This is a genomic window from Streptomyces sp. SS8, from assembly GCF_054072955.1.
Map to the genome: position 1 here is coordinate 252,874 of NZ_JBSVCZ010000001.1, position 18,129 is coordinate 271,002.

The 18,129-nt window shown below is 73.9% G+C and carries 14 protein-coding genes; 9 read left to right on the forward strand and 5 right to left on the reverse strand.

Annotation, left to right across the window (positions count from 1 at the left end; all coding sequences use genetic code 11):
* Positions 1–39: 39 nt before the first annotated feature.
* The 6 genes from ACW69E_RS01070 (at position 40) to ACW69E_RS01095 (ending at position 7,203) form a co-directional block, all read left to right on the forward strand.
* The gene (locus ACW69E_RS01070; RefSeq protein WP_457496395.1) at positions 40–2,253 is read left to right on the forward strand and encodes a heavy metal translocating P-type ATPase; all 2,214 of its coding nucleotides are present in this window, start codon (positions 40–42) and stop codon (positions 2,251–2,253) included.
* 285 nt (positions 2,254–2,538) lie between these two features.
* Positions 2,539–2,658, forward strand: coding sequence for a keywimysin-related RiPP (locus ACW69E_RS01075; protein ID WP_279948539.1), 120 nt, complete (start codon positions 2,539–2,541; stop codon positions 2,656–2,658).
* A 19-nt stretch (positions 2,659–2,677) separates the two neighbouring features.
* Positions 2,678–4,573 (forward strand): asparagine synthase-related protein, encoded by a 1,896-nt coding sequence (locus ACW69E_RS01080; RefSeq protein WP_457496396.1) that lies wholly within the window; start codon positions 2,678–2,680, stop codon positions 4,571–4,573.
* Positions 4,570–4,821 (forward strand): lasso peptide biosynthesis PqqD family chaperone, encoded by a 252-nt coding sequence (locus tag ACW69E_RS01085; protein WP_237878313.1) that lies wholly within the window; start codon positions 4,570–4,572, stop codon positions 4,819–4,821. The genes ACW69E_RS01080 and ACW69E_RS01085 overlap by 4 nt, the downstream gene beginning before the upstream one ends.
* Positions 4,818–5,366 carry a lasso peptide biosynthesis B2 protein gene (locus tag ACW69E_RS01090; RefSeq protein WP_457496265.1) on the forward strand — a complete coding sequence of 183 codons (549 nt, stop codon included), beginning with the start codon at positions 4,818–4,820 and terminating at the stop codon, positions 5,364–5,366. The genes ACW69E_RS01085 and ACW69E_RS01090 overlap by 4 nt, the downstream gene beginning before the upstream one ends.
* Positions 5,305–7,203 carry an ABC transporter ATP-binding protein gene (locus tag ACW69E_RS01095; protein ID WP_457496266.1) on the forward strand — a complete coding sequence of 633 codons (1,899 nt, stop codon included), beginning with the start codon at positions 5,305–5,307 and terminating at the stop codon, positions 7,201–7,203. Before ACW69E_RS01090 ends, ACW69E_RS01095 begins: the two co-directional genes overlap by 62 nt.
* 447 nt (positions 7,204–7,650) lie before the next feature.
* Here ACW69E_RS01095 and ACW69E_RS01100 read toward each other — a convergent pair whose 3' ends face one another.
* Positions 7,651–8,955 (reverse strand): citrate synthase, encoded by a 1,305-nt coding sequence (locus ACW69E_RS01100; RefSeq protein WP_457496267.1) that lies wholly within the window; start codon positions 8,953–8,955, stop codon positions 7,651–7,653.
* Between the two features lie 132 nt (positions 8,956–9,087).
* The gene (gene recD2, locus ACW69E_RS01105) at positions 9,088–11,310 is read right to left on the reverse strand and encodes an SF1B family DNA helicase RecD2 (RefSeq protein ID WP_457496268.1); all 2,223 of its coding nucleotides are present in this window, start codon (positions 11,308–11,310) and stop codon (positions 9,088–9,090) included.
* Positions 11,311–11,727: 417 nt separating this feature from the next.
* Here recD2 and ACW69E_RS01110 point away from each other — a divergent pair, with 417 nt between their 5' ends.
* Entirely contained in the window at positions 11,728–11,940 is a 213-nt protein-coding gene (locus ACW69E_RS01110) for a hypothetical protein (RefSeq protein WP_457496269.1), read from the forward strand.
* 110 nt (positions 11,941–12,050) lie between these two features.
* Here ACW69E_RS01110 and ACW69E_RS01115 read toward each other — a convergent pair whose 3' ends face one another.
* From ACW69E_RS01115 to ACW69E_RS01125, 3 genes are read right to left on the reverse strand one after another with little or no spacing between them, the layout of a single operon-like run.
* Positions 12,051–12,926 (reverse strand): sugar phosphate isomerase/epimerase family protein, encoded by an 876-nt coding sequence (locus ACW69E_RS01115; protein WP_457496270.1) that lies wholly within the window; start codon positions 12,924–12,926, stop codon positions 12,051–12,053.
* Positions 12,923–14,101 carry a dihydrodipicolinate synthase family protein gene (locus tag ACW69E_RS01120; protein ID WP_457496271.1) on the reverse strand — a complete coding sequence of 393 codons (1,179 nt, stop codon included), beginning with the start codon at positions 14,099–14,101 and terminating at the stop codon, positions 12,923–12,925. Before ACW69E_RS01120 ends, ACW69E_RS01115 begins: the two co-directional genes overlap by 4 nt.
* Positions 14,098–15,267, reverse strand: coding sequence for a Gfo/Idh/MocA family protein (locus ACW69E_RS01125; RefSeq protein WP_457496272.1), 1,170 nt, complete (start codon positions 15,265–15,267; stop codon positions 14,098–14,100). The genes ACW69E_RS01120 and ACW69E_RS01125 overlap by 4 nt, the downstream gene beginning before the upstream one ends.
* Positions 15,268–15,383: 116 nt before the next feature.
* On the opposite strand from ACW69E_RS01125, the gene ACW69E_RS01130 reads away from it, so the two are divergent.
* On the forward strand, positions 15,384–16,493 hold the full coding sequence (locus tag ACW69E_RS01130) for a LacI family DNA-binding transcriptional regulator (RefSeq protein ID WP_457496273.1): 1,110 nt from the start codon (positions 15,384–15,386) through the stop codon (positions 16,491–16,493).
* 141 nt (positions 16,494–16,634) lie between these two features.
* Complete coding sequence (locus tag ACW69E_RS01135; RefSeq protein WP_457496274.1) at positions 16,635–18,023, forward strand: hypothetical protein; 1,389 nt, start codon at positions 16,635–16,637, stop codon at positions 18,021–18,023.
* Positions 18,024–18,129 lie beyond the last annotated feature (106 nt).

The following is an 18,129-nucleotide window of genomic DNA, read 5'->3' on the forward strand; positions in this document are numbered from 1 at the left end:
CAGGCGCCCGCCGACGAGGTGGAACTCGCCATCGGCGGGATGACCTGCGCCTCCTGCGCCGCCCGTGTCGAGAAGAAGCTCAACCGGATGGACGGCGTGAGCGCCACGGTCAACTTCGCCACCGAGAAGGCGCGCGTCAGCTACGCCCCCGGCGTGAGCGTCGACGACCTGATCGCCACCGTCGAGAAGACCGGCTACACCGCCCAGCCGCCCCCGCCGCCCGCCCCCGCACGGCCGGAGGGCGGGACACGGGCAGGGGCCGACGGGAGGGAGAGCGAGAGCGGGCGCGAACTGGCCTCGCTGCGGCAGCGCTTCCTGGTCTCACTGGCCCTGTCGGTGCCGGTCGTGCTGCTGTCGATGGTCCCGGCCCTCCAGTTCGACAACTGGCAGTGGCTGTCGCTGACCCTGGCCGCGCCGGTCGTGGTGTGGGGCGCGCTGCCCTTCCACCGCGCGGCGTGGACGAACGCCCGGCACGGCGCGGCCACCATGGACACCCTGGTCTCGGTGGGCACGACCGCCGCCCTGGGCTGGTCGCTGTGGGCGCTGTTCCTCGGCGACGCCGGCATGCCGGGGATGCGGCACGGCTTCGAGCTGACCGTCTCCCGCTCCGACGCCTCCTCCGCCCTGTACCTGGAGGTCGCGGCCGGGGTGACGACGTTCATCCTGCTCGGCCGTTATCTGGAGGCGCGCTCCAAGCGGAGTGCGGGCGCGGCGCTGCGCGCCCTGCTGGAGCTGGGCGCCAAGGAGGTCACCGTCCTGCGCGGCGGCCGCGAGGTGCTCGTCCCCGTCGCCGAACTGGCCGTCGGGGACCGGTTCCTGGTCCGTCCCGGCGAGAAGATCGCCACCGACGGCACCGTGGTCGAGGGCTCCTCGGCCGTGGACGCCTCGATGCTGACCGGCGAGTCGGTGCCGGTGGACGTCTCGGCCGGTGACACGGTCACCGGCGCCACCCTCAACGCCGGCGGCCGGCTGGTCGTCGAGGCCACCCGCGTCGGCTCCGACACCCAGCTCGCCCGGATGGCCAAGCTGGTCGAGGACGCACAGAACGGCAAGGCCGAGGTGCAGCGGCTGGCCGACCGGGTCTCGGCCGTCTTCGTGCCGGTGGTGCTGCTGATCTCGCTGGGCACCCTGGGCTTCTGGCTCGGCACCGGCGGAGGGCCGGCCGCGGCCTTCACCGCGGCCGTCGCCGTCCTGATCATCGCCTGCCCCTGCGCCCTGGGCCTGGCCACCCCCACCGCCCTGATGGTCGGCACCGGACGCGGCGCCCAGCTCGGCATCCTCATCAAGGGCCCCGAGGTCCTGGAGACCACCCGGCGCGTGGACACCGTCGTCCTGGACAAGACCGGCACCGTCACCACCGGGAAGATGGAGCTGCGGGACGTCGTCGCCGCCGGGGGCGAGGACGAGGACGAGGTGCTGCGCCTGGCCGGCGCCCTGGAGCACTCCTCCGAACACCCCATCGCCCGGGCGATCGCGGCCGGCGCCGCCGAGCGCGTCGGCACCCTGCCCCCGGTGGAGCGCTTCGAGAACGCCGCCGGGCTCGGCGTCCGGGGCACCGTCGAGGGCCGCGAGGTGACTGTGGGCCGGGAGCGGCTGCTGGTGGAGAGCGCCCTGGAGCTCCCCGCGGAGCTGGCCGTGGCACGGGCCGCCGCGGAGGCGGAGGGCCGCACCGCGGTCGCCGTCGCCTGGGGCGGGAAGGTGCGAGGGCTGCTGGCCGTGGCCGACGCCGTCAAGCCCACCAGCGCCGAGGCCGTCGCCCGGCTGCGCGCCCTCGGCCTCACCCCCGTCCTGCTCACCGGCGACAACCGGGCGGTGGCCGACGCCGTCGCCCGCGAGGTCGGCATCGACGAGGTGATCGCCGAGGTCATGCCCCAGGACAAGGTCGACACCGTCAAGCGCCTCCAGGACCAGGGCCGCTCCGTGGCCATGGTCGGCGACGGCGTCAACGACGCGGCCGCCCTGGCCCAGGCCGACCTCGGCCTGGCCATGGGCACCGGCACCGACGCCGCCATCGAGGCCGGCGACCTCACCCTCGTCCGCGGCGACCTGCGCGCCGCCGCCGACGCCATCCGCCTGGCCCGCAAGACCCTGGCCACCATCAAGGGCAATCTGTTCTGGGCCTTCGGCTACAACGTCGCCGCCCTGCCGCTGGCCGCGGCCGGACTGCTCAACCCGATGATCGCGGGAGCGGCGATGGCCTTCTCCTCGGTCTTCGTCGTCACCAACAGCCTGCGGCTGCGCGCCTTCCACTGACCGGCCCCGGTCGCTCCTCCCTCCCCGCCCATGCCGTCGGCCGCGCTCGGTTCCGAGCGCGGCCGACGGCATGGGCGGACGGCTGATCATATGAGCGTCAAGTAGTTTCTTTGGCAAATACGGGAGTCCGTCGAACACCGAGGATGGCGCAAAAGTGCGTTGCGGACCCGCTGGAATCGCTGTGAATGTGATCCCGTCCGTCACTCCAGCAACAGACCGCACACTGTGCGCGAGCGTTCGCACCAGTACACGGCTGTTCTGTCGACAGAGGAGAGTGCGCACGACATGAAGCAGAGGAAGACCTATGTGAAGCCCGCCCTCTTCGAGCAGGGAGGCTTCCGCGAGAGGACCGCCGGCTACTTCGTCGGGAAGTACTGGGAGTACTTCTCCCGCCGGTTCGTCTGACCGTCCCGTGGTGAAGAAGATGCCCGGTCACCTGCGTGACTTCTTCGCGGTCCTCCCGGACACGGCCGAAGGACAGGCCGTGGCCGGGCGTCTTCGCCCGGTCCTCCCGGCGGGGGCGGCGGGCACGGGGACCGTCCGCCACCCCTCGGGGCGCCCCTGGATCGTCTTCCGCCTCCCCTTCCGGCAGGTCAGCCAGGTCACGCGCGGCGACGACTCCCTTGTGCTGATCGGGCCGAACCGCGTCCCCGAGGCCGATCTCCACGGCGTTCTCGGCCCGGCCCGCGACACCGCCGACCTCCACCGCCGGCTGGCCCGGCTGCCCGGCATCCACCACGTCGTCTCCCGGATGGGGGACGAGGTCTGTGTGCGGGGCACGGCGTCCGGGCACCGGCGCGTCCACCACGCCCGGTGCGGCGGCGGACGCGTAGCCTCCGACCGGCCCGCCCTCCTGGCCCACCTCACCGGGGCGGGGATCGACGACGGCGCGCTCGCCCTGCGCCTGCTGGACTTCGTACCGCACCCGCTGCGGCACCGCCCCCTGTGGCACGGTCTGGAGGAGGTCGACCCGGCGTACGCGCTCAGCCTGCTCGACGGCCCCGGCGGCCCCCGTCACACCGTGTGGCGCTGGTGGCAGCCCCCCGAGCCGGAGCTCCGCGCGGAGCGGGGCGCCCCCCTCCTGGCCGCCGCGCTCGCCGGTTCCGTCCGCGCCCATCTGGCCGGGCACACCCGGATCAGCTGCGAACTCTCCGGCGGGCTGGACTCCACCTCCGTCGTCTTCCTCGCCCGGCAGGCGCCGGGCGAGCGGGAGACGGCGCTGCTGACCGTCGCCGCGCGGGACGGCCACTCGGAGGACGAGACGTGGGCCCGCCGGGGAGCCGAGGACGCCCGCCGCGGCGCCGGGAGGACGGTCGAGCACCATGTCGTCCCGGCCGACGAGGCCCCGCTGTTCTACGCGGACCTGCGGGGCAACGCCGGGGAGCTGCTGGACGAACCCCTCCCCGTCGCCTCCGCCCGGGCGAGGGCCTACCTGCTGCTCAGCCGGGCCGCCGCCACCGGCTCCCGCTACCACCTCACCGGCTACGGCGGCGACGAACTCTTCAACGGCCTGCCCACGGCCTGCCTGGACCTGCTCCCGGGCAGCCCGCTGAAGGCGTGGAACCGCATCGGCGCGCTGCGGCACCAGTACGGCCGGCCCCTGTGGCCCACTCTGCGCGGCCTGCTGGCACGCCCCTCGTACGCCTCCTGGCTGGCCGGCGCCGTCACCCGCGAGCCGCCCGACGACCGCGGCCCGCTGCTGGACTGGGGGCCCCGGCAGTCGCTGCCGCCCTGGCTCACCGGCGAGGCCGGGGCACTGATCCTCGACGAGTTCCGCTCGGCGGCCGGGCACGCCGAACCGCTGAGCCCCCGCCCCGGACTGCACGCGGACCTCGACACCATCCGGGTCGGTGCCCGCGGCTTCCAGGCGCTGGAGGACGTGGGCGTCACCGCCGGCCTGCCGGTGGCGGCGCCGTTCTACGACGACCGGGTGATCGAGGCCGTCCTCGCCGTCCGCGTCGAGGACCGTGTCGTCCCCTGGCGGTACAAGCCGCTGCTGGTGGAGGCGGTGCGCGAGGTGGTGCCCGCCCGCCTGCTGGCCCGGACCACCAAGGACCACATGTCGGCCGACCATGTGCGCGGGCTGCGCGAGCACTCCGCCGGGTTCCGCGCGCTGTGGGACGGCTCCCTGCTGGCCCGGCGCGGGCTCGTGGACGCCGCCCGGCTGGAGCGGCTGGCCGACGACCCGTACTCCCCCGTCCTCCAGCGGTACCCGGTCGACGCCACGGTCTCCTGCGAGACCTGGCTGCGGACGGCCGAGGACGCCTGGCCGGCCGGGGAGGAACACCGCGATCCCGACAGGAGCGAGGCGATCTCGTGAAGCTCAGACAGGGTGTGGCCATGACCACCACCGAGTACGGCGCCGTGCTGCTCGACGAACGCAGCGGCGCCTACTGGCAGTTGAACGAGTGCGGCGCCATCGTGGTGGACGCGCTCGCCCAGGGGCGGGGCCGGGAGGCCGCCGTCGAGCGGCTGCTGGAGGAGTACGACGTCGGCCGTGCCGAGGCCGAGGCGGACGTCGCGGAGCTGACCGGCCGGCTGGTCGAGGCGGAGCTCCTCGCGCCGTGACGACCGAGATGACCATGCCCCGCCGCGGCTCCGGCTCCGGCGGCGTCCGGGTGCGCACGGCCGTCGGCGCGGCCCTGGTGCTGAGCCGGCTGCGTCCGGGGCGGCTGCGCCGGGTGCTGGCCCGGGTCAGCCGCGGCGCCCGCCCCGCCGGGTACGAGGAGACCCTGCGCGTGTACGAGGCGGTGGTCGCCTCCAGCCGCAGATGCGCCGGCTGGTACGGCTGCCTGCCGCGCTCCATCGCCATCGCCCTGGTCTGCCGGATGTCGGGGGTGTGGCCCGACTGGTGCGCGGGGGTGCGCAGCGCGCCGCCCTTCTCCGCGCACGCCTGGGTGCGGGCCGGGGGCAGGGCGGTCGGGGAGCAGGATCCGGACGGCCTGCGGCCCCTGATGACGGTGACGGTGGGCGGGGAGGACGGCGGTGACTCAGGCGAAGGCCCCGGCGGATCCGGCGGTGGAGCCGACGGACCGGGGCGTGGAACCTCCGGTGGCGGACCGGCCGGCGGCGGTGGCCCCGGCGGAGCCGGAGGAGACTCCGAGGGAGGCTGAGGAAGGGGGTCCGGCCGGTGGCCCCTCCCCACTGCGGCTGCTCCTGGAGCAGGTCCGGCCGCACCGGCGGGCACTGGTCGGCGGGGGGCTGCTGTCCCTGCTCGGCTCCGGCGCGGACCTGGCCATGCCGCTGATGGCCAAGCACGCCGTGGACGCCCTCGCGGACGGGCGCTCACCCCTGCGGCCCCTGCTCGTCCTCACCCTCGTCGTGCTCCTCGGGGCGCTCCTCGCGGCGGCCGGCGGGTATCTGATGGCGCGCGCCGGCGAGGCCGCCGTCCTGCGGGCCCGGCGGCGGCTCGTCGGCCGGATGCTGCGGCTGCGGGTCGCGGCCGTCGACCGGCTCACCCCCGGCGACCTGCTCTCCCGCGCCACCGGCGACACCTCGCTGCTGCGCACCGTGCTCTCCCGCAACGTCGCCGACGCGGTCACCGGGGCGCTGGTCCTGCTGGGCACCGTCGTTCTGATGGCGGTCGTGGACCTCGTCCTCCTCGGGGTCACCCTCCTCGCCGTGCTCGTCTGCCTGGGCCTGCTCGCCCTGCTCATGCCGAGGATCCAGCGGGCGCAGCACCAGGCGCAGGAGGCCGTCGGCGCGATGGGCTCGGCGCTGGACCGCGCGCTGCAGGCGTTCCGCACCGTCAAGGCCGGCGGGGCCGAGGACTGCGAGACCGCAGCCGTCGCCGAGGCGGCACGGCGGGCCCACGACCGCGGTGTGGCGGTGGCCTGGTGGAACTCGGCGTCCGACGTCACGACCTCCGTGGCGATGCAGTTCGCCTTCCTCGCCGTGCTGGGGGTCGGCGGCGCCCGGGCGGTCTCCGGAGCGATGGAGATCTCCTCGCTGATCGCCTTCCTGCTCTACCTCTTCACCCTGATGGGCCCCCTGGGCCGGCTCACCGACGGCTGGAGCGGTCTGAACAGCGGGCTGGCCGCGGTGCGGCGCATCCGGGAGATCGAGGAACTGCCGAGTGAGTTCCCGGACGGTGAGCCCTCGGACGGTGAGCCCCCGTGCGCCGGGTCGTCCGCGAAAGGGACGCCCGCGAAGGGGGCGCCTTCGAGGGGGGCGCCGCTCGGCGTGGCGTTCGAGAACGTGGTCTTCGGCTACGGCGACGGGCGGGCCCCGGTGCACCGGGGGGTGACCTTCGAGGTGCCCGCCGGCGGTCTGACGGCGCTCGTGGGCCCCTCCGGCGCCGGGAAGTCGACGGTGTTCGCGCTGCTGGAGCGCTTCTACGAGCACGACGCGGGCACCGTCTCCGTCGGCGGGCGCGACATCCGCCGCTGGCCGCTGGCCGAGCTGCGGTCGGCGATCGCCTACGTCGAGCAGGACGCGCCCGTACTGGCCGGGACCCTGCGGGAGAACCTGCTGCTGGCCGCTCCGGACGCCGCCGGGGAGGAGGTGCGGCGCGCGGTGTCGCGCACCCGGCTCGACGGCCTCCTCCAGCGGCTGCCCGGCGGTCTGGACGCGCAGGTCGGCCACCGGGGGGTGACTCTGTCGGGCGGCGAGCGCCAGCGCATCGCCATCGCCCGGGCGCTGCTGCGCAGGCCCCGGCTGCTGCTGCTCGACGAGGTGACCTCGCAACTGGACGCGGTCAACGAGGAGGCGCTGCGCGAGGTCGTCATGGAGCTCGCCGCCGAGACCACCGTCCTGGCCATCGCGCACCGGCTCTCCACGGTGGTACGGGCCGACCGCATCGTGGTCATGGAGGAGGGCCGGGTGCGCGCGGTGGGCAGCCACGCCGATCTGCTGCGCTCGGACTCGCTGTACGCCGGGCTCGCCGCCACACAGCTCGTGGCGGGCCGCTCCCCGGCCCCGGCTCCGGAGGGCTTCCCCGGCCGTCCGTAGGCGCCGCGGCGCCTACGGACGGCCGGGCTCCTCACGGCACACGCGGCACACGCGGCAAGGGCCTTCCGCACGCAGAAGCGCCCCGAGCGACGAGTCCCCCCACGGGCCCGTCGACGGGGCGCCTCCTTTTCCCGGTCATGGACTCCCCCCACGGGATCCTGGCCGGGTGTCTGCCGGGCGGTGTACGGGCGAGAGGGCCGCTCAAGCTCCCCCGAGGCACACCGCCTGCGCGGACCACCGTCCTCGTCCCCCACAGACGAACACGGCGGGCGGCGGCGGCTCCGCCGGAGTACCGACGCCACCCCATAAGACACACGAGCCCGCCGAATGGTTACCCCCCTTCATATGTGACCTGCGTCACTCTTCTTCACGGATCCTCCACCGCCCCGCCACGCCGGGAACACACCGCGGGCCGCGGCAGGCGGTCCTAGGCGGCCGTGCGCCCGCTCAGCGCTGCTCCACCGGGACGTAGTCGCGCTCGACGACGCCGGTGTAGATCTGGCGCGGGCGGCCGATGCGGGAACCCGGCTCCTTGATCATCTCGTGCCACTGGGCGATCCAGCCGGGAAGGCGGCCGAGCGCGAACAGCACGGTGAACATGGTGGTCGGGAAGCCCATGGCCCGGTAGATCAGACCGGTGTAGAAGTCGACGTTCGGGTAGAGGTTGCGCTCGACGAAGTAGTCGTCGGCCAGCGCGTGCTCCTCCAGCTTCAGCGCGATGTCCAGCAGTTCGTCGGACTTGCCGAGCGCGGAGAGGACGTCGTGCGCCGCCGCCTTGATGATCTTCGCCCGGGGGTCGAAGCTCTTGTAGACGCGGTGGCCGAAGCCCATCAGCCGGACGCCCTCCTCCTTGTTCTTCACCCGGCGGATGAAGGAGTCGACGTCACCGCCCTCGGCCTTGATGCGCTCCAGCATCTCCAGCACCGACTGGTTGGCGCCGCCGTGCAGGGGGCCCCACAGGGCGCTGATCCCGGCGGAGATGGAGGCGAACATGTTCGCCTGGGAGGAGCCGACCAGGCGCACGGTGGAGGTCGAGCAGTTCTGCTCGTGGTCCGCGTGCAGGATGAGCAGCTTGTCCAGGGCGCTGCTGACAACCGGGTCGAGCTCGTACTCCTCGGCCGGGACCGAGAAGGTCATGCGCAGGAAGTTCTCGACGTAGCCCAGGTCGTTGCGCGGGTAGACCACCGGGTGGCCCACCGACTTCTTGTACGCGTACGCCGCGATGGTGGGCAGCTTGGCGAGCAGCCGGATGGTGGACAGGTGCCGCTGCTGCTCGTCGAAGGGGTTGTGGCTGTCCTGGTAGAAGGTGGACAGCGCGCTCACCACCGAGGAGAGCATCGCCATCGGGTGGGCGTCCCGCGGGAAGCCGTCGTAGAACCGTTTGACGTCCTCGTGGAGCAGGGTGTGCTGGGTGATCTCGTTGCGGAAGCCGGCCAGCTGGTCGACCGTGGGCAGCTCTCCGTTGATCAGCAGGTACGCCGTCTCGAGGAACGTGCCGTGCTCGGCGAGCTGCTCGATCGGATACCCGCGGTATCGGAGGATGCCCTTCTCGCCGTCGAGAAAGGTGACCGCCGACTTGTACGCGGCGGTGTTGCCGTAACCGGAGTCCAGGGTCACCAGACCGGTCTGGGCCCGCAGCTTGGAGATGTCGAAACCACTGTCACCGACAGTGCTGCCGACCAGCGGGAAGCTGTACTCGCCGTCCCCGTACCGCAGTACTACTGCGCCATCGCTTTCACGGTGTTCGCTCACGTCATCCCTCACCGACGTAGTGCCTCATCTTCGAGTGCCCTGTCCTCGTCCCACTGTCTCCCATTCGGTGCTGTGCGGTGCACTCGGGGTCGGTCAGCAGGCCCGCGGGTGGCACGGAGTGCCTCCGGAAAGTTACGCGGGGTGTGCCGTGCCGCGCAATCGGTGGTCCAGTGCGGTGCAGCGCCGTCCCGCGGAGACCGTCCGCACGGCCTGGCCCAGGGCCCTGCGCGACCCCACCAGCACCACCAGGCGTTTGGCCCTCGTCACGGCCGTGTAGAGCAGGTTGCGCTGGAGCATCATCCAGGCTCCGGTGGTGACCGGCACGACCACCGCCGGGTACTCGCTGCCCTGGGAGCGGTGGATGGTCACCGCGTAGGCGTGCGCGAGTTCGTCCAGCTCGTCGAAGTCGTAGCCCACCTCCTCGTCCTCGTCGGTGCGCACCGTCAGGCGCTGTTCCTCCGTGCTCAGGGCGGTGACCACGCCCACCGTGCCGTTGAAGATCCCGTTGGCTCCCTTGTCGTAGTTGTTGCGAATCTGAGTGACCTTGTCGCCCACCCTGAAAACCCGTCCGCCGAATCGCTTTTCGGGCAGATCGGGCCGGCCGGGGGTGATGGCCTGCTGGAGCAGTCCGTTGAGCGTGCCCGCGCCGGCCGGACCCCGGTGCATCGGCGCCAGCACCTGCACGTCGCGGCGCGGGTCGAGGCCGAACTTCGCCGGGATGCGCCGGGCCGCCACGTCGACGGTGAGCCGGCCCGCCTCCTCGGTGTCGTCCTCCGCGAAGAGGAAGAAGTCCGGCAGGCCCTGGGTGATGGGCGGGACCCCGGAGTTGATGCGGTGGGCGTTGGTGACCACGCCGGACTGCTGGGCCTGCCGGAAGATCCGCGTCAGCCGCACCGCCGGAATCGGGCTGCCCTCGGCGAGCAGATCGCGCAGCACCTCGCCCGCCCCCACCGACGGCAGCTGGTCCACGTCCCCCACCAGCAGCAGATGGGCTCCCGGCGCCACCGCCTTGATCAGCTTGTTGGCCAGCAGCAGATCCAGCATGGACGCCTCGTCGACGACCACCAGATCGGCGTCCAGCGGCCGCTCCCGGTCGTAGGCGGCGTCCCCGCCGGGCTTGAGCTCCAGCAGCCGGTGGACGGTGGACGCCTCCGCCCCCGTCAGCTCCGACAGCCGCTTGGCCGCCCGGCCGGTGGGCGCGGCCAGCACCACCTTGGCCCGCTTGGCCCGCGCCAGCTCCACCACCGACCGCACGGTGAAGGACTTGCCGCAGCCGGGTCCGCCGGTGAGCACCGCCACCTTCTGTGTCAGCGCCAGCCTCACCGCGTCCCGCTGCTCGGGGGCCAGCTCGGCCCCGGTGCGCTTCGCCAGCCAGGACAGGGCCGCCTCCCAGTCGACGTCCCGGAAGGCCGGGATGCGGTCCTCCTCGGTGCGCAGCAGGCGCAGCAGCTGGGCCGACAGGGACAGCTCGGCGCGGTGGAAGGGCACCAGATAGACCGCCGAGACCCGCTGCCCGGGGTGTTCCGGGTCGGGGACCTGCTCGCGCACCACCCCCTCCTCCTCACCCGCCAGCTCGCCCAGGCAGTCGATGACCAGGCCGGTGTCCACCTGGAGGAGCTTGACGGTGTCGGCGATCAGCCGCTCCTCCGGCAGGTAGCAGTGCCCCTGGTCGGCCGACTGCGACAGCGCGTACTGCAGCCCGGCCTTCACCCGGTCGGGGCTGTCGTGCGGGATGCCCACGGCCTGCGCGATGCGGTCGGCGGTCAGGAAGCCGATGCCCCACACGTCGGCGGCCAGCCGGTAGGGCTGGTTGCGCACCACCGAGATCGAGGCGTCGCCGTACTTCTTGTAGATGCGCACCGCGATCGAGGTGGACACCCCCACGCCCTGGAGGAAGACCATCACCTCCTTGATCGCCTTCTGCTCCTCCCACGCCGCGCCGATCAGCTTCGTCCGCTTCGGGCCGAGGCCGGGCACCTCGATCAGCCGCTCCGGCTCGTTCTCGATGACCTCCAGGGTCTCCAGCCCGAAGTGGTCCACGATCCGCTCGGCGATCCTCGGGCCGATGCCCTTGATCAGGCCGGAGCCCAGATAGCGCCGGATGCCCTGGACGGTGGCCGGCAGGACCGTCGTGTAGTTCTCCACGGTGAACTGGCGGCCGTACTGCGGGTGCGAGCCCCAGCGGCCCTCCATCCTCAGCGACTCCCCCACCTGCGCGCCGAGCAGCGAGCCGACGACCGTGAGCAGCTCGCCGCCGCGCCCGGTGTCGACGCGGGCGACCGTGTAGCCGTTTTCCTCGTTGGCGTAGGTGATGCGCTCGAGGACGGCCTCGAGGACGGCGGGTTGGAACGACATGTCACAGACCGTAACGCCGGGGACCGACAACCGGAATCCCGGCCGTGGGGACGGGGCTGGCGCGGGGGCCCGCCGGAGGCGGTGCATCGCGGAGAGCCGCGGAAACGTTACGAGGGGCCCGGCCTGAACGGCCGGGGCCCCTCGTGTCCCCCGTCGGTCTCGCCCTCCCCCGAGATCCCTCCCCGGTTCGACCGACAACCGCTATGACCCGCGGGGGGCCGGAAGGGTTGCACGGCGGAACAAGATTTTTTCCTCCGGTTCCCCGCGACCTCCCCGCGGCGGGCGCCGGAAGTGGAATCGGCGCGGGTCCGGGTACTCGGTCCTGGCCCCCCGGGGACCCCGCCGGGCCGGTCCGGCCGGCGGTCGGGGACGGCGGGAGGCGACCGTGACGGCATCCGAACAGTGAGGAGAGGGCGTATGAGCGGGTGGACGCCATCACAGGCCGAGGGCGAGCGGGACGACGAGGAGGGCATCGACCAGTCACGCGGGCTGCACGAGCGGCACGAGACCGAGGCCGCCGCGAGGAAGGCCGCCGGGGCCGGCGGGAAGGGCCCGGCCGCCACCCCTTCGCAGACCGAGGGCGGCAAGGGCGCGGAGGGCGCCGAGCAGGACCGCGGCGGCGCGCGGTGACGCCGCCGTCGCCTCCCGCGGGTGCGGGAGGCGACGGCGGCCCGGCGCGGTCCGCGGCGCGACGGTGGCGGACCGCGTCCGTCTTCACAGCCCTGGCGGGATCCGCGCCCCTACAGGACGTGGGCGCGGAAGCGCTCCGCCGTCTCCGCGAGCGCCTCGCGGCCGTCGCGGTCCCACAGGGCCTCGTTGAAGATCTCCACCTCCGTCCAGCCGGTGTAGCCGGCCGCCACCACCCGGTCGCGCCAGAAGCGGAAGTCGACCGAGCCGTCCCCGAGCTGCCCGCGGCCCAGCAGCACGCCCGCCGGCAGGGGAGTGCACCAGTCGGCGAGCTGGAAGGCGGCGATGCGGCCGCTCTCCCCCGCCCGGTCGATCTGTGCGGGCGCCTGGTCGTCCCACCAGACGTGGTAGGTGTCCACGACCACGCCGACCTGCTCGGCCGGGAAGCGCTCGGCCAGGTCCAGGGCCTGTCCGAGGGTGGAGACCACGCAGCGGTCCGAGGCGAACATCGGGTGCAGCGGCTCGATGGCCAGCCGTACCCCGCGCCCGGCCGCGTAGGGGGCCAGTTCGGCCAGCGCGTCGGCGATCCGCTCGCGGGCGCCGTGCAGGTCGCGGTCGCCCCCGGGCAGCCCGCCGCAGACCAGGACCAGGGTGTCGGTGCCGATCCCGGCCGCCTCGTCGACCGCCGCCCGGTTGTCCTCCAGCGCCGTACGGCGCGCGGCGGGATCGGCGGCGGTGAGGAAGCCGCCGCGGCACAGGCTGGTGACGGTCAGGCCGGCGTCCCGCACCAGGCGGGCGGTGGCCTCCACCCCGTACTTCTGGACGGGTGCCCGCCACAGGCCGACGCCGCCGACGTCCAGCTCGGCGCACGCCTTGACCAACTCGGGCAGGGAGAGCTGCCGGACGGTCTCCTGGTTGATGGAGAAGCGGTCGGCGCCGGCGGGCCCGCCGGTCCCCGTGCCTTCGGGGGCTTCGGGGGACGCGCTCATGCCGCCACCCCGTACACCGCCAGCAGCTGCCGCATCCGCGCCTCGGCCAGCGCCGGGTCGGGGAACAGCCCCAGGGAGTCGGCCAGTTCGTACGCCCGCGCCAGGTGCGGCAGCGAGCGCGCGGACTGCATCCCGCCGACCATGGCGAAGTGCTCCTGGTGTCCGGCCAGCCAGGCGAGGAGGACCACGCCGGTCTTGTAGTAGCGGGTCGGGGCCTGGAACAGGTGGCGGGAGAGCTCGACGGTGGGGTCCAGCAGCTTGCGGAAGCCCGCCGGGTCCCCGGTGTCCAGCACCCGCACGGCCTCGGCCGCCAGCGGTGCCAGCGGGTCGAAGATGCCCAGCAGTGCGTGGCTGAAGCGCCCGCCGGCCGCGGGGTCCTCACCCGCGATCAGCTCGGGGTAGTTGAAGTCGTCGCCGGTGTAGCAGCGCACCCCGCCCGGCAGTCTGCGGCGCAGCGCGACCTCGCGGCCCGCGTCCAGCAGGGAGATCTTGACGCCGTCGACCTTGTCGGGGTGCTCGGCGATGACGGCGAGGAAGGTCTCGGTGGCGGCGTCCAGGTCCTCACTGCCCCAGTAGCCGGTGAGCGCCGGGTCGAACATCGGGCCGAGCCAGTGCAGGATCACCGGCTCGGACGCCTGGCGCAGCAGATGCCCGTAGAGCTCCAGGTAGTCCTCGGGGCCCCGGGCGAGGGCGGCCATGGCGCGGGAGGCCATCACGATCGCCTGGGCGCCGGCCCCCTCCACCACGGCGAGCTGCTCCTCGTAGGCGGCGCGGACCTCGTCCAGGGAGGCGGCGGGGCCGGTGAGCTGGTCGGTGCCCACCCCGCAGGCGATACGGCCCCCGCAGGCGGCGGCCTCGGCGGCGGAGCGGCGGATCAGCTCGGCGGCGGCGGCCCAGTCCAGGCCCATGCCGCGCTGGGCGGTGTCCATGGCCTCGGCGACCCCGAGCCCGTGGGACCACAGGTGGCGGCGGAAGGCGAGCGTGGCGTCCCAGTCCACGGCGGCCGGGCCGTCGGGTGCCACGTCCGCGAAGGGGTCGGCGACGACGTGGGCGGCGGAGAAGACCGTGCGGGAGACCAGCGGCGGGCGCCCGGCGGCGGGGGCGGCGGGCACCGCGGGCCCGGTGCGGGGGGCGTACTCGCGCAGGACGCCGCAGGCGTCGGGCAGGCGGATCACAGGCTCAGCTCCGGTACGTCGAGGCGGCGGCCCTCGGCGGCCGAGGCCAGGCCGAGTTCGGCGAGCTGGACGCCGCGGGCGCCGGCCAGCAGGTCCCAGGTGTAGGGCTCGTCCAGCGCCACATGGCGCAGGAACAGCTCCCACTGCGCCTTGAAGCCGTTGTCGAACTCCCCGCCCTCGGGGTGGTTGTCCGGCACCTCCTGCCACTGGTCGCGGAAGGACTCGGTCACCGGCAGGTCCGGGTTCCACACCGGCTTCGGGGTGGTGGAGCGGTGCTGGACGCGGCAGGTGCGCAGTCCGGCGACGGCCGACCCCTCGGTTCCGTCGACCTGGAACTCCACCAGTTCGTCGCGGTTCACCCGCACGGTCCAGGAGGAGTTGATCTGGGCGACGATCCCGCCGTCGAGCTGGAAGATGCCGTAGGCGGCGTCGTCGGCGGTGGCCTGGTAGGGCTTGCCCAGCTCGTCCCAGCGCTGCGGGACGTGGGTGGCGGTGACGGCCTGGACGGTGCGCACCGGGCCGAACAGCTCGTGCAGGACGTACTCCCAGTGCGGGAACATGTCGACGACGATGCCGCCGCCGTCCTCGGCCCGGTAGTTCCACGAGGGGCGCTGGGCGGGCTGCCAGTCGCCCTCGAAGACCCAGTAGCCGAACTCGCCGCGCACCGACAGGATGCGGCCGAAGAAGCCGCCCTCGATCAGCCGCTTGAGCTTGAGCAGTCCCGGCAGAAAGAGCTTGTCCTGCACCACGCCGTGCTTGACGCCGGCGGTGCGGGCGAGCCGGGCCAGTTCCAGCGCGCCGTCGAGGCCGGTGGCGGTGGGCTTCTCGGTGTAGACGTGCTTGCCGGCGGCGATCGCCTTGCGGATGGCGGCCTCGCGGGCGGAGGTGACCTGGGCGTCGAAGTAGATCTCGACGCTCTCGTCGGCCAGTACGGCGTCCAGGTCGCAGCTCACGGCGCCGGGGTCGAGGCCGTGGCGCTCGGCGAGCGCCCTCAGGGCGTGCTCGCGGCGTCCGACGAGGACCGGCTCGGGCCACAGCACATCGCCGTCGCCCAGCTCCAGTCCGCCCTGCTCGCGGATGGCGAGGATGGAGCGGACCAGATGCTGGCGGTACCCCATCCGGCCGGTGACGCCGTTCATGGCGATCCGTACGACCCTGCGTGTCATGAGCTTCCCTCTCGCTTTAGAAAGCGCTTTCTATCCCAGGGCAAGCTAGCCTGCCCACAGCACTCACGACAAGACCCGCAGACGACACCCGCGGAAGAACCGCACCGGAGGAATCGATGGCAGTGACGCTGGCGGACGTGGCGGCCCGGGCCGGGGTCTCGGCGGCCACCGTCTCGCGCGTACTGAGCGGCAACTACCCGGTGGCCGGGGCCACCCGCAGCCGGGTGCTGCGCGCGGTGGAGGAGCTGGAGTACGTCGTGAACGGGCCGGCCAGCTCCCTGGCCGCCGCCACCTCCGATCTCGTCGGCGTCCTCGTCAACGACATCGCTGACCCGTTCTTCGGGATCATGGCAAGCGCCGTCCAGTCGGAGATGGAGCCGGAGAAGGCCGGCGGGAAACTGGCGGTGGTGTGCAACACCGGCGGCTCCCCCGAGCGCGAACTGACCTATCTCACGCTCCTGCAGCGCCAGCGCGCCGCCGCCGTCGTCCTCACCGGCAGCGCGGTGGAGGACCCCGCGCACGCCGAGGCGCTGTCCACCCGGCTGCGCCGGCTGGCCGCCGCCGGCACCCGCGTGGTGCTGTGCGGCAGGCCGCCGCTGCCGGAGGCGGACGGCGACAGCGGCCGGGACGGCGAGAAGGGCGCCGTGGACGGCGGGGCGCCGCTCACCGTGGCCTTCGACAACCGCGGCGGCGCCCGCCGCCTGACCGGGCACCTCCTCGCCCTCGGCCACCGCCGCATCGGCTACGTCGCGGGCCCCGCCGAGCGCACCACCACCCGGCACCGGCTGGAGGGCCACCGGGCGGCGCTGGCCGACCACGACCGCGATCACGGCCACGACCTCCTGGCGGAGGCCGAACGCCTCACCGTGCACGGCGCGTACGACCGCTCCTCCGGCTACGACGGCACCCTGGAGCTGCTGCGCCGCGAGCCGGGCCTGACGGCCGTGCTGGCCGCCAACGACACCGTCGCCCTCGGCGTGTGCGCCGCACTGCGCGAGGCGGGTCTGAGCATCCCCGGGGACGTGTCCGTGGCCGGCTTCGACGACCTGCCCTTCAGCGCGGACGCCTCCCCCGCCCTGACCACCGTCCGCATCCCGCTCCACGACGCGGGCGCCCGCGCCGGACGGCTGGCGCTGGGCCGGGAGTCGGCTCCCCCCGGGGGCGTGGCGACCGTCCGCACCGAGCTGATGGTCCGCGCCTCGACCGCGGCCCCGCGCTCCAACTGACCTTCCACGCAGGCCGGTTGACGCCCTCCCGCCCGGGCCGCCCGCACCGGCCGCCGCGGACGCTCGGTACTCTTCGGGCGACCTGATCGATGCTACGGGGGAGTCGGCGGGGAAGACCGCCCCTGCCCGAGGAGGCGCGCGGTGACAACCGTGAGGAAGGCACTCGCGGCCGTGGTGGCCGCGGGGCTGCTGGCCGCATGCGGCACAGGCGGCGGCGCGGGCGGCACGGGCGGGTCCGGGACCGGGGCCGCCGCGGGCGGGTCCGACAAGCCGCCCACCGGAGCCGAGAAGCCCCTGGAGACCCCGGTGAAGGCTCCGGAGGGCTTCGACACCTCCAAGGGCTGGCAGGAGACCGTCACCTGGCTGCCGAAGAACGACGAGGGCGTCGCCGTCGATCCTCCGGTGAGCGCGGTGCCCGGCGCGGGCCTCGTCGCCTTCCTCCAGCGCAGGGGCGCGGGTTACGCCGTCGAGGCCCGCGACGCGGTCACCGGGGCCCTGCGGTGGCGCGGCGAGGAATGGCGGCCGCCCGAACGCGACGACACCGGCGGGACGAGCGTCCTGGCCGTCCCCCGGATCCTCACCGCCACCCAGGGCGGCCGCGAGTACGTCGTCGTGTGGGCGCACGGCACCAAGGGCGAGGACGCGCTCTCCAAGGGCAAGGAGGTGTTCTCCTTCGCCGTCTGGCCCGCCGGCTCCTCCGGGAAGTCGGTCGCTCCGGCCCATGTCGTCGATGTCCCGCTGGGTTACCTGAACCGTGGCGCCAAGGCGTACGACGCCGGGGAGGGGGTTCTGCTCCGGGCGGCCGGGGACTCGGTCGCCCTGATCGACGTCGCCGCCGGCCGGTTCGGGATCCACGGGCCGGACCAGAAGCTTCCGGTCAGCTGCGCGGGCGTGACCGAGTGCGACGGGGGCGAGGTCGAGGGGATGGCCCCGGACGGCCCGGTGGTGTCGGTGCGGCACGGCGGTTTCGGAGTCTCCGGCGCCTGGCTCTCGCGCGACGCCGTCCCGCCGGGAGCGGACCCCGGAGGAACCAACACGGCCAGGCACGGCACCGTGGAAGGGTTCTTGGGCGACCACGTCCTCTCCTCCTGGGACCCTCCCCAGGACTGGGACGACCCCCGGCCGACCGTGTGGGCCGCGCACGATCTGAAGACCGGCGCGCTCAAGGCGTCCGTGTCCTGCCGGAGGGAGGAGAACCGCTCCGTCTCCCTCTCCCCGAACGGCCGTTACGCCGTCGCGGGCAGCCTCGCCTTCGACCTGGAACGCGGCAGGGCCCACTGCCTGGAGGAGACCGACGAGCGCAAGGGCGTACGGCTGCTGTCCGTCGGCGACGACGGCACCGCCTACGGCTTCGCCGGGGGCGACGAGGCGACCGGGAGCGCGCCCGTCGCCGTCTCCCTCGCCACGGGCGAGCCCGAGGCCCTGCCCCAGGACACCGAGATCCCGTTCCTGTCGCTGCCGAAGGCCGGTGCCTTCTCGCCGATGGCGGACGGCGGCGGGCTGCTGTTCGTGTTCCACCCGCGCGGCTGACACCCCGTCGGAAGAACGGTCCGGGCCGCCCGCACCGGCCCGGACGCGGCGGTGGGCGCGACCGGGGTTCCGGCCGCGCCCACCGCTTACGCGTGCGGGGTGCGCC

Coding starts and splice junctions, on each gene's coding strand:
- ACW69E_RS01115 (WP_457496270.1), bottom strand. CDS start 12,926: ATGAGCGCGTCCCCCGAAGCCCCCGAAGGCACGGGGACCGGCGGGCCC.
- ACW69E_RS01070 (WP_457496395.1), top strand. CDS start 40: ATGACCTGCGCCTCCTGCGCCGCCCGTGTCGAGAAGAAGCTCAACCGG.
- ACW69E_RS01125 (WP_457496272.1), bottom strand. CDS start 15,267: ATGACACGCAGGGTCGTACGGATCGCCATGAACGGCGTCACCGGCCGG.
- recD2 (WP_457496268.1), bottom strand. CDS start 11,310: ATGTCGTTCCAACCCGCCGTCCTCGAGGCCGTCCTCGAGCGCATCACC.
- ACW69E_RS01130 (WP_457496273.1), top strand. CDS start 15,384: ATGGCAGTGACGCTGGCGGACGTGGCGGCCCGGGCCGGGGTCTCGGCG.
- ACW69E_RS01080 (WP_457496396.1), top strand. CDS start 2,678: ATGCCCGGTCACCTGCGTGACTTCTTCGCGGTCCTCCCGGACACGGCC.
- ACW69E_RS01110 (WP_457496269.1), top strand. CDS start 11,728: ATGAGCGGGTGGACGCCATCACAGGCCGAGGGCGAGCGGGACGACGAG.
- ACW69E_RS01075 (WP_279948539.1), top strand. CDS start 2,539: ATGAAGCAGAGGAAGACCTATGTGAAGCCCGCCCTCTTCGAGCAGGGA.